Source organism: Nodosilinea nodulosa PCC 7104 (assembly GCF_000309385.1).
Classification (GTDB): domain Bacteria; phylum Cyanobacteriota; class Cyanobacteriia; order Phormidesmidales; family Phormidesmidaceae; genus Nodosilinea; species Nodosilinea nodulosa.
In genome coordinates this window covers 3,920,494-3,934,549 of sequence record NZ_JH976537.1, presented here as the reverse complement: position 1 = coordinate 3,934,549, position 14,056 = coordinate 3,920,494, and the positions used below count along the sequence as shown (strand labels likewise).

Genomic DNA, 14,056 nt, shown 5'->3' with positions numbered 1-14,056 from the left:
GTGACTATGGCTATAACTGGCTGCCGATCTCAATTGGCAGTTTAGAATTCTGGTTAACTGTTTTGGTGGAGGGACGCATGATGAGAGGTCGTCGTCAGGAAAGCCGTTGGATTCATCGCTGGTCGCGCTGGTTAGTGGCAGGTATTGCCTCGGTAGGTGCCCTGGGTACTGCGTTTCTGACGATTGACAAACTCACTGGCGGCGGCGGCGCCTGCCCCACGGAGGGTTGCGAGCGAGTCCTCTCCAGCCCCTACGCTACCGTGTTTGGGTTGCCCCTCACCCTGTTTGGGTTTTTGGCCTACGCCACGATGCTAGTGCTGGCGGTGGCTCCACTACTGGTCAATGCTGACCAAAACAAACCTTTACGCCAAAGGCTGGAGTCGTGGACCTGGCCGCTGATGTTTGTAATGGCTTCGGTCATGGCGGTGTTTAGCGCCTACCTGATGACCGTGCTTGCCTTTGAAATTCAGGCGTTTTGCCCCTACTGCGTGTCGTCTGCCCTGTTTGCCCTGTCGATGTTTGCCATCATCCTGTTTGGCAACCCCTGGGATGACCTGGGCCAGCTCGCCTTTATTGGCGCTATTACGGCGATCATTACCCTGACGGGCACGTTTGCCCTCTACGCGCCCAATCATGGAGCGGATGGGGGCCGCCCGACCGCTACTCGCGCTGCCGCCGGACAGGCTGGCCCGCCCGTCACCACGGCCTCTGGTCCGGCTGAAATTGCCCTGGCAAAGCATCTCAAAGGCATTGGCGCAAAAATGTATGGAGCCTGGTGGTGCCCCCACTGCCATGACCAAAAAATGCTGTTTGGGGCCGAAGCCACTACCGCCCTTGACTATGTAGAATGCTCCGAAGATGGCCAAAATTCTCAGACCAAACTGTGCCGATCTACACCAGAAATTACCGGATTCCCAACCTGGGAGATCAACGGCGAGTTCTACTCAGGAACCCAAACCCTGCAACAGCTAGCGGAGCTTTCAGACTACAGCGGCCCCACCAATTTTCAGCACTAGAATTTGGCCTAAAAAACAGATAGCCCCCTACCCACAACTGTTGGCAGGGGGCTAGCCGCAGCGCTCAATCTCTATTTATAGCCACAGCAACTTAGGTCACATCCAGAGGCGTTCAAACGGTTGAACGTTTTGAGGGGAAATGTCTCAACCAAACTGGCCACAGCTATATCTATCTCCGTGGGACGATGCCCTCGTCACGGCCGGTCTTCACGGGGGGATCAGGCGGCCTGCCAGAGTTCGCGCACTTTCCCCTCGGGTAGCCATTCGGCAACGGCCTCGATGCGCTCCTGGGAAAGCTCATCTTTGGTGGCTGAAAAGACGGCAGAAACGACAGTTTCTGCGTTAGCCATCTTGGGCACACCGGCTTCATTATCTACCCTGGTCAAAAAGAGTTTGGAGTCAATGCCCAAGGGGGCTGCCCCCTTCAGCGGCGGCCGCAGGCGACTCAGCAGACCCACAATGGGGTTTCTATCTTTCCAAAGATCGGCAACTTCCATTTGCAGGGCTTTTTCCTGGGTGGATAGAGCAGACTCGTGAAGTTCTGCCTGTACACGATCGGCCTCTGCGGTTGTCATGACGTCTCGCATGACGCGAAAAACAGTCTCACTAATGTCTCGAGCATCGTAGATATCCGACAGGCCGCCCTTGACTTTGACCTTTTCTAAGAACGGCGTTTGCTCGTTCAGCAGCGGTACTTTTGGCCCTCGATCTAAAGCTTTTGGAGGGTTCGCTTCCATCTCGGCCAGCATGCTCTGCCCCTTCTCGGTCAGCGTGGCCTGCTTGAAGGCTACCAGGTGGGGTAGGGGGCCGTCTTCGGCGCCCCAGGTGTTGGCAACGCGGAAGTCTACCTCCTCTGGGTTGACCAGGTTGGGAACGTCGTCCTGGTTGCCGTAGGCGTTTCCGCTAAACTCGGCGTCGATGTAATGCTTCTGGTTGAGGTAGTCTAAGTGGCCCAGGAGACTGGCCTGGGTTAGCCCTAATCCAGTGAAGTCGGTGGAGGAAAAATCTATCTCTCCCTGCTGACTGTTTTGGTCAAACTCCTGAATTTTCCTGAGAATGATGAATACTACATCGTCTCGAATGGAAATTGGCACAATGCCTCCTTATTGATAACGCAATGCTAATGAGGTACAGCTGACGCGCAGCATTGGTGACGTGCAACTGTCACAGCCGCTTTACACAACGCTAGCGCGCCTGCCGTTGGGCATAACACTGTCATTGGTAGCAGGTTGGCTTCCTTCCCTGGCTGGGTTTCGTCGCGATCGCCGTTGCGCTGTAGGCAGGCTCTGCGGCCACTGGCCAGAACTGGAGGATTGGCCCTATTAAGCTATCGATCCCCCAGCTATCCTTTTGGCCGAAGCCCTTACTGGGGCCAGATGTAGCCCAGGTCGTCAATTTTTAGCGGCGTGTCGGGGAAGTCGCGCCGGGTGAACTGGCGCAGCAAGACTACGCTGCCGAAGTGATCATCCAGGTAGGGGACGCCATTTTTGTCGAGGGCAACGGGGATGATGCGCCCGCCGACCAGATTGCCTTGGGCGTCGAGATCGGCCTGTAAAATGAGCGAAATGCCCAGAGGCCCTACGGTAGAGAGGCTGCGGTAGCCCAAAAAATTGCCCAGGGAGTAGGCGATCAGTTTGTGGTTGTACAGCTCGATCGCGCGCGGGACGTGGGGACCGTGGCCCAGCACCAGGTCGGCCCCGTGGTCGACGACGGTGTGGGAGAACCGCACCAGGTTGCCGCGATTTTCGGAGTAGAAGTATTCGTCCTGGTCACGGGTGACCGTGGCGTCGGTGCCCTCTTTGCCGCCGTGGAAGGAGACGACGACGATGTCGGCCTGCTGTTTGGCGGTTTCTACCAGGGCGATCGCGGTATCTAAATCATTGACCGAGTTGTGCTCGCTGTAGGTGCTAAAGCCAATAAATGCCACGGTTTTGCCGTGGGCTTTTACGTACAAAATCTCGCCTTTGCGGCCTACCGCCTGCATCCCGGCTGCTTCGATATTGGCGATGGTGTCATTGAATCCCTGCTCAAAGAAATCCATGGAGTGGTTGTTGGCCACATTTAGAACATCGAACCCGGCTTCTTTGAGCACGCTGGCGTACCAGGGCGGGGTCCGAAAGGCAAAGGTGTTGCCGCGGCTGGTGTCCTTGGCGCTGTTGGGCACCTCGGTGAGGGTACTTTCAAAGTTGCCGAAGGTGATATCGGCATCGCTCAGCTGGTACTGGATGCTGCGAAACAGGTATTGCCAGTCGTCGGGCAGGCGGTAGCGCTGATAGTCGGTACCGGGGATTATGTCGCCCACGGCTTTGATGGTGAGGGCGACGGGGGCAGGATTGGGAGGGGGGGCCGCGCCCGCTGCCGCTGGTGCCGAATCGCTGAGAGCCCCGGCCGGGAGGGATGCCGTGGGGGTGGCCTCGGGGCTGCGGTTGGAGGCCACTTCGGTGTCCTGGGGTTCGGACGGACGGGCAGAGTTGGGCTGCTGGCCGTAGCGCCACTGGGTGACGCCCGCCGCCAACCCAAAGCCCAGGGCGATCGCGGCCGGCAATACCATCCACCCCCGGCGGCGCGGCTCCGCCGGGCTGGGCCTTCGATCGCCAGCGGCAGCCGGGGCAAGAGCAATCGACTCTGTTCCAGGGGCGCTCTCAGCCAAGGCGAGTCTAGCGGGCTGAGGCGGCGGAGCGGCAGACGGAGCAGGCGCAAGGCTAAAGTCGTATTGCCAGCGATTGAGCAAGCGTTTTTCAGCCCCATCCAGCACCTTGAGCTGAGTGATGGCCGTCAGGTTCAGGGCGCTGACAACTGCGCGAATGGCTTGCAGGTAGGTTTCTAGCTGTCGGGGCGGGGCGGCGGTCAGAAAGACGTAGAGGGTACCATCCCGCCGCGATGCTTCTACTTTCACCGGGGACGGCCTCTGGCTAGGGTTAATGGCAAAGGCAATCAGACGGGCGATCGCCCCCATATCGCCAGCCTGTGCCCGCTCCCAGCTCTCCTGTTGGGTTAAATCCGCAATAGTCACCAATTTAAGCTATCCTGCGCTTCGCTACGCCAAATCATAGCGCCAGCGCTGTTTTCTAGGCTCATTCTGCGGCGCTGGGCCTGGAGCCAAAAAAATGCCCCGCTGGCCAATCGCCGCAGGGCATAGTGTGGGTTCATACGGAACGCTTGAGAACAACAAAACTACGCTACGGGCCGTCAAGGCCAAAAACGCAAGGCCGCACACCCTAGCGCGACGATTTTTTATTTAATGTCGCGGTAGAGACCCCGAGGGCGCGATCGCTTGTTGAGCCCAGCCTTGGACCGTCGCTGTCGACCGGGAAGCCCTACCCCCAATAGACCCAACAGACCTAGCGTTGCTGGAGTTCCCGGACGGTGGGTCATCGCCTGGGTCATCGCTTCCGCTGGCTGATTGGGCTGAACCGTCTGCTGATAGGCGGCACCGGTCAAAGAGAGCAACCCCGCCACAATAAATGCGCTCAGATGGTTGAGCGACCTATCCACCGCCGGGACTTCGTAATGGGTCGAGAAGGTTCTAACAATGAACCAAATCAAGAACCCAACGCCGATTAAAAGCGCAATGATATTGACGGCAGGGCTGTTGGCAAAGGTGTAAATAGCACCGCCGGTAGGGCCATCTACGGCGCCTTCAAACTCTGCATAGGTGGAAAACGGGCTTGACATATCACTTGCTCCTCAAAGTTTCTAGCATCCCAAAAACTCCCCGCCTAAGACTTAGGACTCACCTCAGTCATCTCCAGAGTAGCTACGCTAGGGTGACCGTTCTGCTCAGGCAAAATCGAATATTCTGGATAGCCCCCAATGCCAAAGTCAGCCAGGTCTAAACCAGCGATCTCTTCGGCTTCAGAAACGCGCAGCATACCGAGTTTCTTGAGCACAAAGCTCACTCCATAGCCGGGAATAAAGCCCAAGAGAACAGCACAAATCAAAGCGCCAATTAGCTGAGCCCCAAAATTGATGGCGGGAATACCCTCAGGCATAGGGTAACCAGCCGCGAAAATGCCTACCATCAAGGACCCAAACATCCCGCAGTAGCCGTGTACCGCAAAGGCACCAACGGCATCGTCAATTCCAGCTCTTTCAATTGCGTTGCCCACAAATGGCATTGTGTAGGCACCAATAAAAGCTAAAACAATCACAATTGCAGGACTGTAAAGATCCATCCCCGCCCCTACCGAGATAATGCCGGCCAGGCCACCGGAGATGGTGTAAAAAGGGTCGGCCTTAGAGCCCATATAGGCTCCAATTAGGCCCGCTGACAGCGCTAACGTCGTGCTTACGCCGACCGATGCCAGGGTCATTGGCGTACCGTAGATGCTAATCTCACCGGTTTGACCGGGCACAAAAATCACACAGGCGGCCAAAAAGGCGTAAAACCCGACGAAAATCAGCATTAGCCCCACCATTGTGAGGGGCAGGTTGTGGGGCATGATCACCCTGGGCTTGCCCTGGCTATCGAACTTGCCGATGCGGGGGCCAAGATTGATGACTACGCCCAGGGCAAAGAAGCCCGATACCGCGTGGACCACGGCGGAACAGCCAAAGTCGTGGTAGCCCATCTGGGTGAAAAACCAGCCGTAGGGGTTCCAGCCCCAGGCCGCCGCCACCACCCACGTAAAGGAACCCAGCACAATCGCCAGGATGGCATAGCTGCCAAGCTTAATGCGCTCGATGACCGCCCCGGAAAGAATCGATGCGGTGGTCATGGCAAACAGCGCAAAGGCAAACCAAAACACCCCAGTCAGGTTGTCGGCAAGGTTGGGGCCAAGGGCCGGCGACCAGGGGTAGGAAGCCTGTACCAGGGCCAGCACATCGCCCACAGTCCCCTCGGAGGCGGGATCTGTCCACGGCCCCACAATACCGCCCTGGAGCGGAAACAGCGGAAAGGCGTTGTACACCCACCAGCCAAAGAAAAAGAACGTCAAGCCCACCAGAGACAGGGTCATCAGGTTTTTGACCATCGTGGCCAAAACGTTTTTAGTGCGGGCTGCGCCACCTTCATAGGCTAAGAAGCCTACGTGAATTAGCAACATGAGCACAGAGGCCCAGTAGTAGAAAGACTCTGATACAAAAGTTGCTAAAAACTCTTGCGATTCAGGAGACATAAATCACTCCTAACTGTCCATGAAGATGTACAAGGGAACGCAAACAAGGCCTGAAAGGATGGCTTATCTTGATTGAGGTAGGCCTAAAAGCATTGGTAAAACTACCCACTAAGACAGCCTAAATTACACCAAATAAACGATATCTGGACTGGCCAAGAATAATCGTGGAACGGTTTTAATGGGCTGAAGCTAAGCGGCCAAATTACCCTGCTGGGCTTGACCAGCTTGTTATGTCAAGAGTGTGCAATGCAAATTAAGTATGGGCTGTAGTGAGCGATACTGAACTGTAAGTGGGAGATTGAATTCGATCCCAAAACTCCGCAATTTGGCGATAGGCCAGATGGACTTCCAGGGTTGGCCAATTGTCAATAGGATGATGCCAAAGCAGCGCCGGAATAGGGTTGATCTGGGCTGGTGCGGCGCAGTGCAGGGGCAGGGGTTGAAGCCGATGGGGAGCTTTGGTCGTGGCCTGGGCTGCGATCGCAGGCAAGCAGTCAACAGGTAACACAACTGCCCGCATCCACTCCAGCTGCTTGACCCAGAGCTGAAGCTTGAGTTCAGAGAGGATTTGGTCGAGGGGGCCAGGGTAGGTGATGCGAAAATTGCGATCGCACAACCGCAGCACCGAGCAAGCCTCTCCCCCCAAGACGGTCTCCATCGACTGAAACGGAGCCAGATAGTCCACCGACTCCCCAAACAGGGCTCTGGCAGCCACCAGCCCGTCTACCCCCGCCATATCCCAGGGGTGATAGATCGTGATGTCATTCATACTCGTACCCGGCTTTTGGTAGGGTCAAAGGCTGCTAGAGGTCCCACCGTCGCAGGAATGCGGCGTTTTAGCCCGTCTAGCATGCCTACTTCCACCGCCATGCCCGCCTCGGCGTACTCGGGTACGACCTGGGCCATGGCAATGCTGGCGTTGAGCATGGGCGAGAAGGTGGCGCTGGTGATGTGTCCCACCCGCCATCGTTGGCCCGCCGCAAAGACCGGCTGCCCGTGGGCCGCCACCTCTGGGCCTTCTAGCACCAGCCCCACCGCCACCCGAGGGGGATGGCGGCGAATCTCCTCCAGCGCTGCTTTGCCAATGAAATCGGGCTTTTTCATAGCCACGGCCCAGCCAATGCCCGCCTGGTAAGGGGAGATTAAGTCGTCAAATTCGTAGCCCATCGCTAGCAGCCCGGCCTCTATGCGAGCGCGATCGAGGGCTTTCATCCCCAGGGGCATCAGTCCAACAGGCTGGCCCGCCTGCATGAGTAGGTCCCACAGAACGGCACCATTTTGGGGCTCTACAAACAGCTCGTAGCCCAGTTCCCCGGTGTAGCCAGTGCGAGAGATCAAGACTGAAATGCCCTGCACCTGGGTTTCCATAAACCGGAAATAGCCGAGCGCTGCCGCCTCAGGGCTCTGGGTTTTGAGGATGTCGCGGGAGAGGGGGCCTTGGATGGCTAGGTTGTGGCGATCTACCACCTCCACCTTCACCGACCATCCCTGCTCTCTGGCAATCTGCCCTAGCCAGGCTCTATCGGTGTCGCAGTTGCCCACGTAGCGGTAGTGGGTGGGGCTAAAACAAAACACAATGCCGTCGTCGACGATGCCGCCGTGGGGGTTGAGCAAGCAGCCGTAGGCCCCCTGCCCCGGTGACACCTTTTCCAGATTGCGCGAAAAAGCGTACTGCAACAGGGTAAAGGCATCGCTACCCTGCACCTCAAACTTGCGCAGGGCCGACAGATCCATCAGGGCGGCCCGCTGGCGCAGCGCCCAGTACTCCGCCTGGTCGCCCTGGTGGGCAAAGCTGCGCGGCACCCAAAACCCGTTGTATTCAGCCAGATCGTCGGTCAGCTGCCGAATGGCCGGGGTAAAGGCACTGTCCTGGGTCAGCCTCAGGGGAAAGTCCGCCGCCACCCGCCGTCCCATGGCTCGCCCAAAGACCTGACCCGCTGCATAGATGCGAACGTGAATGGGAGTTGGTTGCCAGCCGTTGGCCGGGTCAATGTCGTCGGGGCAGGCAGAACTGGCGCAGAGCAAGTCTTGGTGGGCCAGCAGCAGCACATAGTCGCCGGGGCGAGAGAGAGATTCCTCAAACCCTACAGCGCCGTGGCAATCGATACTGGTGTTGTAGAAAAAGTTGAGGGCGGGCCAGCCGGAGCGGGGCGCAATGCCGTAGGGGGCCAGCACCCGGTTAAAATTGTCGCTACAGCTGGGGTGGCCTGGGTAGCCCGCCTCTTCGTAGTAGCGGGCGGTGCAGGCCAGCAAAAAGCTGTCGTGGCGACCACAGGTGTCCTGAATGACCTCGGTGAGCGGCTGCATGGATTGGGAAAAGGCTTTGCCGGGCAGCCCCGCCTGGGGCACCGCTACTCCGGTGAGCGTTCTGGTGACCGTGGCGTCTAGCGGATCGCTGTGGTCACCGCCGCCAAAGGCAAGAAAATCAGAGCATTGGGATCCAGCTACATCAACGATCTGTATGTACTGGCCTGCGGCAACCGGGTAGGCGATCGCCTCTCCAGGCAAAATGCGATACTCTGCCACCACCTGGCCCAGCGGCGGCGGGATATCGATAAATCGATCGGTTGGCAAGGCGCGGAGGGTAGTTGTCATGACAAGATTGCAGCAAATGTCCCCAACCACCGCAGTGGTGAAGACTACAGAACCAGCGATATCTCAGCTCTGCGGCTAGCCTTAGCGAGGCCGGCGGCGCGATCGCCTTCCCGGAGCCTGGCCCAAAGCCCGACCCGAGGCCGCGCAGATTTCTTAACAAATTGCCCCTGTCTGTAACCTATACGGGCCAAACAGGGTACCGTAAGACCAGCATAAGTTCAGTGGCGTAGCACCATGTCTCAAGAGTTTGCCACCGGGTTTCCGAGTGTTCGCCAGGTTCAAAACCTAATTCGCGATAAAGACCCCGTCGAGGTCAAGCTCATTACCGGCGACGTGATTTCTGGTCGTGTCCTGTGGCAAGACCCCCAATGCATCTGCGTAGAAACCGAAGATCAGCGCAAGCACCAGATTTGGAAGCAGGCCATTGGCTTCCTCAAATATTCTTAATTCGCCCTGGTGTCCCTAAGCAGTCTTCATAGGTTCCTGTAGTCTGCCTAATCGATTCGGGCACACTACACCCAGGTGGATGCCTACCCTGTTGATTCCAGTCCGCTATTTTCCAAAAAAGCCGTTAATCCACCCATTTTATGGAGCGTTTGGCCAAATGACCATTGAAAAGATTGTTGAGCAAGCCCTACAAGACGGCTACCTCACCCCTGCTATGGAAGCCGAAGTAGGTCGCATTTGCGACACGGCCGCTGAGCTTTCCATTGAAGAATACATGGCCCTCGATCGCCTGATGGGTGCCCTGTTAACTGGCGAAGTGGTAGCGGTGCCCCGGAAACAGTTTATTAACGTGATGGAAGAACTGGTGCTGACCGAGGCGATTTCACGGGTGGCCGAAATTGAGGCCACCTCCGACAAAACCCTCGATCTGGGCGATATTGCCGCCTATGCCCTCAACCGGCTGCCGCCTCTCTACGCCACCACCGAAGAAGGCGCCAACTTCCAGCGGGAAAATGCCCGTGGCGATCTGTCCGCTCTAATTGCTGAGCAGGTGCAGCAGGCTATTTCGCGCAACCTCGATCAGCCCGACTTCTACCCCGAGCGCCAAACCATCCAGAAAAAGGGTGGCGACAACGTGCTCAACCAGGTCAGCTCACTGCTGCAAGACCACGCTCACAAGTTTGAGCCGGCCGGGAAGGTATAGCCATAGTCACATTGGTTAGGACATCCAGAAACCCTATGAACGTTCAAACGTTTGAACGTTCATAGGAAACCTGTCTTAACCAGACTGGCCACAGCTATATAGCAGCGCTGCCAAGGGTAGATTACTCCTTTTCTGTCACCAGTCCCCAGGGCCTAAGATCCGCCGCATTGACGCGATCTAGGCCCTGTTTTTTGGGTTAAAGCACCCCACAATGGTTAGAGCAAAAGCCCTAGAACGGATACACCCGTGGGGCAATCAGCACCGTGAGCAGCCAAAAGGCCAGATTGAAGGGAATGCCGATGCGCATGAAGTCGGTGAACTTGTAGCCCCCCGGACCGTACACCATGAGGTTGGTTTGGTAGCCAATGGGGGTGCTAAAGCTGGCGGAAGCCGCAATCATAATAGCCACCACGAAGGGAATAAAGCTCACCTCCAGGGTTTGAGCCAGCGATAGCGCAATGGGAAACACCACCGCCGCCGCTGCGTTATTGGTAATTACCTCGGTCAGAATGGTCGTAACACCGTAGACAATGGTCAGGGCAATCCAGGGGTTATCGCCAGCAAAGCCCAGCATCCCCCCCGCCAGTGCGGCGGCAGCCCCGGTGACCTCCAGCGCCTTGCCCAGCCCTAGGGCCGCAGCCACCACCAGCAGTACCGACCAGTCGATGGCGCGAAAGCCCTGCTGAAATGAGCAGCAGCCTGTGATGACTACCAGCAGCGCGGCCAGGATGGCGGCGTTGAGCATGTCCATCCAACCCGAGGTGGCCAGGGCAACCATCAGCACCAAAATGGCCAGGGCAACCGGGGCGCGATCGTGGCGCAGGGGGTCGGAGTTGGGAATCTCACTGACCAGATAAAAATCCCGCGAGGCGCGGCGCTCCTCTAGAAAGGCCGGATTGGCCTCCAGCAGCAGAGTATCGCCGGTTTGCAGGCGAATGTCGCCAATTTTGCCGGGCAGTCGCTCGCCGTTGCGCCCGACTGCCAGCACTACGGCTCCGTAGCGGCTGCGGAACTTGCCCTGGCGAATGGTGATGCCCACCAGCGGGCAGGTGTTGGAAACCACGGCTTCGACCAGAGTGCGCTCGGTGCGCGGGGTATCGAGCTTAAAGACCTGGTCGGTGGCTGGCTGTAGGCCCCGGATGTGGCTGAGGTCAACGATGGAATTGACCATGCCCACAAAGACAAGCTGATCTTGCGCTTGCAGGGTTTCCTGGGGGCCAATGGCGGTTAGCAGCCGCCCCTGCCGCTGAATTTCGGTCAGGTAAAGCCCTGGCAGATGGCGCAGGCCCGCCTGTTCAACAGTTTTTCCCGCCAGGGGGCTGTGGTCTTCAACGACCATTTCTACGGTATATTCGCGCGGATCGTCGGTGTCGGTGATGGCGGGCTTGCGCTGGGGCAGAAGCCAGCGCTGGGCCAAGGTCAGCATCAGCGTCCCCGCGATCGCGCAGGGCACCCCTACGGGCACCAGGTCAAATAGCTTAAGACCGGGGTAGTCGGTTTCAGACACCAGCAGCCCGTTGACCACCAGGTTGGTGCTGGTGCCAATCAGTGTGCACATGCCCCCCATAATGGCGGCATAGCTGAGCGGAATCATGAGCTTGGAGGGGCTGATGCGCAGTTTTCGGCACCAGTCGCTCACCACCGGAATAAACATCGCCACAATCGGCGTGTTATTGAGAAAAGCACTCATGCCCAAAACCGGTACGATGAGCCGCAGCAGCGCCATGGTTTGCCCCTTGGGCAGCCCCAGCAGCGATCGCGAAATCATGTCCAGCCCGCCAGTTTGCTGTAGCCCTGCCACCACCACGTATAAAACGCCCACCGTCACCATGCCAGGATTGCTGAACCCGGCTAAAGCCGTGGCGGTATCAAGCACCCCGGACAGCAGTAGAGTAGCCAGGGCCGCCAAAAAGATGGCCTCCGCCGGCAGGGGCGTCAGGGCGTTGAGCAAAAAAGCAGCCAGCGTTACCCCGATGGTCAACCAACCGGCCCCGGTGAGCTGGCCTGGCAGGGACACCACCCCTAGGGCGAGGGCCACTCCCCCCAGCAGCACCACCCCAACGATGAGGGACACAGTGAGCAGAAGCACAGTCAGATCGCCCTTGCGGGCCTGGTTTTGCGCTGCCTGCGGTTCAAACCGTTGCCTGTCCTGGAGCGGATCGTAGTCCATAAAAGGCTGATCGAGGGCGCTGCCCTGGATGTATAGGAATCAAACTAAACCTATGGGATCGGTCCATGGCGCCAAAAGAGGCTAGCAGAGAGCCGTAGCAGATTTGCCAGCCCCTGAGGAACGCAGCCCGGTAGCTCACCTGACGTACGATCCCGTTAATTACGCCCCATCAATATAGATGAGCTGCGTTTGAACTGAATTCAAAAGGTAATTGTTTTGAAATAAACTTCACAACAGATTAGGTTTTTGCCCTCTATTTTATAGCGATAGTCACGTTGGTTAGGGCATCCAGAAACCCTATGAACGTTCAAACGTTTGAACGTTCATAGGAAACATGTCTTAACCAGACTGGCTACAGCTATATCAATGGAGACAGGGCAAAGAGCCCTAGCTAACGGGCCAAATCCGACCATTAACCCCAAAATTCACCTGAAACTCGCCCGTCTTTGGCGGCGGATGCTGCCCTAGGTCTCGGTCTGGTCAGCAAAGGTAGGGCGCTGGTGGCTCCAAGGACGAGCCTGCTCCAGCTGGGTGGCCAATGCCAGCAGCGTGGCTTCATCGGCGGGACGACCCACCAGCTGGACCCCCACCGGCACACCGCTGGGGGCAAACCCGGTAGGAATAGCCAGGGCAGGCTGGCCGCTGGCGTTGAAAGGCGGGCAGGGAGCCACCCAGTTGATAACGTTGTCAAGAATTTTGGGCGATCGCAGCCCTTTCCACGCCCCCACTTTGATGGCCTGGTGCATGTACACGGGCAAAATCAGCACGTCGTAGGGGTGGCAAAACTGCACAATTCGGCGGGCCACCTGCTGTAGCTTGGCTACCGCCTGTAGGTAAGCGCCACTGTTGATCCGCCAGGCCCGCCAGTAGAGCCAGCGGTTCATTTTTTCCATCACAATCCAGGGCACCCCTACCTCTGTCAGCACGCTCTCCCACACCACCACGAAGGGTTCAATCAAGTCTTCCAGGTTGGGGAAGGTAACTTCTTCGGCGGTGTGGCCCAGGTCTTCAACTTGCCGCACGGTGTCATAGATAGCCTGACGGCAAACTGGATCAACCTCACCGATCGGATCCAGGCGAGTAGCATAGCCAATCCGCAGGGGTCTAGGCGGAGTATTTAGCCCAGCCAGGAAGGATGGGTCTGGATCGGGCAGCCAGTAGGGATCGCCCAGTTCGTAACCGCTGAGGACATCCAAAAGTGCGGCGGTATCGGCCACGGTGCGCCCCAGGGGGCCGTTGACGGCCAGCCCGTTGAGCCGCTCCCCCCCTGGCGAAAAGCTAATCCGTCCGCGAGCTGCTTTCATGGCTACCAGGCCGCAGCAAAAGGCAGGTCCCCGCAGCGACCCGCCCCCGTCAGACCCCTGGGAAATGGCGCATAGCCCCGCGGCCAGGGCCGCCGCCGCGCCGCCGCTCGACCCGCCCGGCGTGTAGTCTAAATTCCACGGGTTGCGGGCGGGAGGAAAGCCCGGTGGCTCGGTGTAGGGCAGCGATCCTAGCTGAGAGGTGGCCGTTTTGCCGAGAATAATCATCCCCGCCTGGCGCAGCTTGCCCACGATGTAGTCGTCCTGGTCGGCAATGCGGTCGCAGGCCATCTTGATCCCGTAGGCGCAGGGCACACCCTCTACCGGATTCAGGTCTTTGACCGACACCGTGACCCCAAACAGGGGGGGCAAGTGCTCAGGATTGCTGGCCAGGTGTTCGGTTTTAGCTTTAGCATCGGCCAGGGCTGGCTCAGCCATGACCTTGACGTAGGCGCCCAGGGCCGGGTTAAGCCGCCCAATCCGCTCTAGATAGATCTCCGTGAGCTCCAGGGGCGAGATTTCCCTAGCGCGGATCAGCCGGGCCTGTTCGAGGGCGGGCAAGAAGGCGAGATCGACTGAGTTCATGGCGCGCTGGGCAGAGGGCAAGATGCCTTCAGAATATCAAGCCGTAGTTAAGCTGGGGACAAAACCCCTCAGTATTGGGGCTACACCAGCCATCCGTTGCCCTTCTCTAAAGAGACTGGAGG

At 58.1% G+C, this 14,056-nt stretch carries 11 protein-coding genes; 3 read left to right on the top strand and 8 right to left on the bottom strand.

From position 1 onward, the window contains the following. The first annotated feature begins 80 nt into the window (after nucleotides 1-80). Nucleotides 81-1,016, top strand: coding sequence for a vitamin K epoxide reductase family protein (locus LEPTO7104_RS0118170; protein WP_026072831.1), 936 nt, complete (start codon nucleotides 81-83; stop codon nucleotides 1,014-1,016). Nucleotides 1,017-1,234: 218 nt separating this feature from the next. Here LEPTO7104_RS0118170 and LEPTO7104_RS0118165 read toward each other — a convergent pair whose 3' ends face one another. From LEPTO7104_RS0118165 to LEPTO7104_RS0118135, 6 genes are all read right to left on the bottom strand, one after another. Then, nucleotides 1,235-2,110 carry a DUF2267 domain-containing protein gene (locus LEPTO7104_RS0118165; protein WP_017300009.1) on the bottom strand — a complete coding sequence of 292 codons (876 nt, stop codon included), beginning with the start codon at nucleotides 2,108-2,110 and terminating at the stop codon, nucleotides 1,235-1,237. Nucleotides 2,111-2,379: 269 nt separating this feature from the next. Beyond that, on the bottom strand, nucleotides 2,380-4,029 hold the full coding sequence (locus tag LEPTO7104_RS0118160; RefSeq protein ID WP_017300008.1) for a CapA family protein: 1,650 nt from the start codon (nucleotides 4,027-4,029) through the stop codon (nucleotides 2,380-2,382). A 221-nt stretch (nucleotides 4,030-4,250) separates the two neighbouring features. Beyond that, the gene (locus tag LEPTO7104_RS0118150) at nucleotides 4,251-4,691 is read right to left on the bottom strand and encodes a hypothetical protein (protein ID WP_017300006.1); all 441 of its coding nucleotides are present in this window, start codon (nucleotides 4,689-4,691) and stop codon (nucleotides 4,251-4,253) included. Between the two features lie 44 nt (nucleotides 4,692-4,735). Beyond that, the gene (locus tag LEPTO7104_RS0118145) at nucleotides 4,736-6,133 is read right to left on the bottom strand and encodes an ammonium transporter (protein WP_017300005.1); all 1,398 of its coding nucleotides are present in this window, start codon (nucleotides 6,131-6,133) and stop codon (nucleotides 4,736-4,738) included. Nucleotides 6,134-6,386: 253 nt separating this feature from the next. Beyond that, on the bottom strand, nucleotides 6,387-6,902 hold the full coding sequence (locus LEPTO7104_RS0118140; protein WP_017300004.1) for a hypothetical protein: 516 nt from the start codon (nucleotides 6,900-6,902) through the stop codon (nucleotides 6,387-6,389). Continuing rightward, nucleotides 6,899-8,728, bottom strand: a complete 1,830-nt coding sequence (locus LEPTO7104_RS0118135; protein ID WP_017300003.1) for a DUF1989 domain-containing protein — start codon at nucleotides 8,726-8,728, stop codon at nucleotides 6,899-6,901. The genes LEPTO7104_RS0118140 and LEPTO7104_RS0118135 overlap by 4 nt, the downstream gene beginning before the upstream one ends. Before the next feature lie 234 nt (nucleotides 8,729-8,962). Between LEPTO7104_RS0118135 and LEPTO7104_RS0118130 the strand changes: the two genes are divergently transcribed. Further along, complete coding sequence (locus tag LEPTO7104_RS0118130) at nucleotides 8,963-9,175, top strand: Hfq-related RNA-binding protein (RefSeq protein ID WP_017300002.1); 213 nt, start codon at nucleotides 8,963-8,965, stop codon at nucleotides 9,173-9,175. Nucleotides 9,176-9,332: 157 nt separating this feature from the next. Further along, nucleotides 9,333-9,878 (top strand): late competence development ComFB family protein, encoded by a 546-nt coding sequence (locus LEPTO7104_RS0118125; protein ID WP_026072830.1) that lies wholly within the window; start codon nucleotides 9,333-9,335, stop codon nucleotides 9,876-9,878. Between the two features lie 229 nt (nucleotides 9,879-10,107). Here the strand turns inward: LEPTO7104_RS0118125 and LEPTO7104_RS0118120 are convergent, their stop codons facing one another. Both LEPTO7104_RS0118120 and LEPTO7104_RS0118115 read right to left on the bottom strand, forming a co-directional pair. Further along, nucleotides 10,108-12,048, bottom strand: coding sequence for an SLC13 family permease (locus tag LEPTO7104_RS0118120; protein ID WP_017300000.1), 1,941 nt, complete (start codon nucleotides 12,046-12,048; stop codon nucleotides 10,108-10,110). 464 nt (nucleotides 12,049-12,512) lie between these two features. Next, nucleotides 12,513-13,934 (bottom strand): amidase, encoded by a 1,422-nt coding sequence (locus LEPTO7104_RS0118115; RefSeq protein ID WP_017299999.1) that lies wholly within the window; start codon nucleotides 13,932-13,934, stop codon nucleotides 12,513-12,515. Between the last annotated feature and the right edge of the window lie 122 nt (nucleotides 13,935-14,056).

Coding starts and splice junctions, on each gene's coding strand:
- LEPTO7104_RS0118130 (WP_017300002.1), top strand. CDS start 8,963: ATGTCTCAAGAGTTTGCCACCGGGTTTCCGAGTGTTCGCCAGGTTCAA.
- LEPTO7104_RS0118150 (WP_017300006.1), bottom strand. CDS start 4,691: ATGTCAAGCCCGTTTTCCACCTATGCAGAGTTTGAAGGCGCCGTAGAT.
- LEPTO7104_RS0118135 (WP_017300003.1), bottom strand. CDS start 8,728: ATGACAACTACCCTCCGCGCCTTGCCAACCGATCGATTTATCGATATC.
- LEPTO7104_RS0118140 (WP_017300004.1), bottom strand. CDS start 6,902: ATGAATGACATCACGATCTATCACCCCTGGGATATGGCGGGGGTAGAC.
- LEPTO7104_RS0118120 (WP_017300000.1), bottom strand. CDS start 12,048: ATGGACTACGATCCGCTCCAGGACAGGCAACGGTTTGAACCGCAGGCA.
- LEPTO7104_RS0118115 (WP_017299999.1), bottom strand. CDS start 13,934: ATGAACTCAGTCGATCTCGCCTTCTTGCCCGCCCTCGAACAGGCCCGG.
- LEPTO7104_RS0118125 (WP_026072830.1), top strand. CDS start 9,333: ATGACCATTGAAAAGATTGTTGAGCAAGCCCTACAAGACGGCTACCTC.
- LEPTO7104_RS0118145 (WP_017300005.1), bottom strand. CDS start 6,133: ATGTCTCCTGAATCGCAAGAGTTTTTAGCAACTTTTGTATCAGAGTCT.
- LEPTO7104_RS0118170 (WP_026072831.1), top strand. CDS start 81: ATGAGAGGTCGTCGTCAGGAAAGCCGTTGGATTCATCGCTGGTCGCGC.